At 62.7% G+C, this 1,809-nt stretch carries 2 protein-coding genes; one reads left to right on the top strand and one right to left on the bottom strand.

What is annotated here, in order from left to right; all coding sequences use genetic code 11:
• Nucleotides 1–790: 790 nt before the first annotated feature.
• On the top strand, nucleotides 791–1,174 hold the full coding sequence (locus tag O9255_RS13095) for a hypothetical protein (RefSeq protein WP_297867313.1): 384 nt from the start codon (nucleotides 791–793) through the stop codon (nucleotides 1,172–1,174).
• Between the two features lie 425 nt (nucleotides 1,175–1,599).
• On the opposite strand, the gene O9255_RS13090 is transcribed toward O9255_RS13095, so the two are convergent.
• The coding region (locus tag O9255_RS13090) for a hypothetical protein (protein WP_297867312.1) at nucleotides 1,600–1,809 on the bottom strand (210 nt) is incomplete at its 5' end.

Here is a 1,809-nt window from a genome sequence, read left to right as displayed (position 1 = left end):
GTCCTGCGGCATCATCGCTTTCGCGCCGCCTGGTCTGCCGGCATGGGCATCGTCGGTTTGCAGGCGCCAACCAATTTCGCGGGCTGTCAGTTCGGGCCATGCAGCATCCGGCGTGAGCGACAGCCTAACAGCTCGCTCAAGCGGACCAATCAATCGCTTCGCGATTGATGTGGCCGCTTAGCTCCAACGTTAGGCGGTTGGTTCTACGGTGGTCTGAGGCGAGTCCGGTCTCAGCAAGCCGAGACTCTCTCGCCGCGAGACATCCGGCCCGCCCGCGCTGTGTAGCCTCGCGTCGCAAGTCCGATTGGCCGCAAAGTAGCCAGTGAGAGTTCCCGGCGGGCGCGGGCACCAACAACCGCCATCCGGCCTTGCCTGCTCGGGCCCGCTCCGGCACATTTCCGCCTAACTAGTCACTCAAGCGGACCAATCAATCGCTTCGCGATTGATGTGGCCGCTTAGTTCCAGCGTTAGGCCTGTGGTTCACGCGAGTTCGGTCCTCGCTGCCTGCGCCGTTTGGCACCTCGAACGCCGACCGCTGAGGCCGCCGCGCATGCCGTTTTCAACGGCGGCGGATCACCGGTTCGTTTGTTCCTCGCGGGCGCAGGCACGGGACATCAGGCACGCATCAACGTGGCACCTCGCAGCGAGACTCCAGGCGAGGTTGGAGCAGGGTAGTTCCCGCCTTGCCGTGTCGTTCCCGCTCCGGCAGTCTTGGCCTAACTATTCGCTCAAGCGGACGTCCCAATCGCTTCGCGTTTGGTCCGCCGCTTAGCTCACGCGTTAGGCAGATATGCAGGACGAAACTTCCGGTCACATTGAAAGGCTGCTTGAGCTTTTGCCCGGCGTTGCTTTGCGCAATGTCTGGACGTCGGCCGATGGTACGACCTTCTCGTTCTCCATTTCTTCGGTCTCGTCGCTCGGCGCCATCGTCTACTGCACCGAGGGTGGCAATGTGGCGCTTAGGTCAATGACCGAGGCGGCAACTCGACCGATCTCTGGCTGGTCTGACCCCGCAAACCTCCGCTTCGATCTTGTGGCGTCAACGCAGGACCGACTAGAGCTCTTTGGTGTCTATCTGGTCTGGTACTTGTACGACGCACGTCTGCTGGAGCTGGATGTCGCCAATCAGCTTCTCGATTCCTGGGGAGGAGCGCGTGTCCCAGATGTCTGCTGACGGTAAGATCTGCCTAACATTTCGCTCAAGCGGACCAATCAATCGCTTCGCGATTGATGTGGCCGCTTAGCTCCAGCGTTAGGCGCCGGTGTTTCAGGTGGGCTGAGGCGAGTTCGGTCTCGGCAAGTGCGAGACACCTCGCAGCCAGACTTTCCGCTTGCCCGCGCCGGCCAGCGGCGCGTCGCACTCAGGAACCACCGTCGAGTAGTCGGGAGCAGTTCCGGGCGGGCGCGGGCGCCAACCAAGAGCGTCAAGATCCGGCCTTGCCTGCCAGTCCTCGCTCCGGCATCTTGCGCCTAACTACTCGCTCAAGCGGACGTCCCAATCGCTTCGCGTTTGGTCCGCCGCTTAGCTCAGGCGTTAGGCGTCGCTAGTCGGCATGTGCATTGGGGCTTGGGGCACCTCGCTCCGGGCAGAGCATCCGGTTAGCAAACGTCCGCGCTGCGGTGTGGCTGCCCAGTCGGCGCGAAATGCCGGTCTGTTACTTCACGGCGGTCCTGCGGCATCATCGCTTTCGCGCCGCCTGGTCTGCCGGCATGGGCATCGTCGGTTTGCAGGCGCCAACCAATTTCGCGGGCTGTCAGTTCGGGCCATGCAGCATCCGGCGTGAGCGACAGCCTAACAGCTCGCTCAAG

The organism is Silanimonas sp., assembly GCF_027530345.1.
GTDB lineage: Bacteria > Pseudomonadota > Gammaproteobacteria > Xanthomonadales > Xanthomonadaceae > Silanimonas.
The sequence above is the reverse complement of the archived record's forward strand: the minus strand, read 5'-3'. Positions and strand labels throughout refer to the sequence as shown.

Excerpts from the sequence above, each read along its gene's own strand:
- O9255_RS13095 (WP_297867313.1), top strand. The coding sequence starts at position 791 with ATGCAGGACGAAACTTCCGGTCACATTGAAAGGCTGCTTGAGCTTTTG.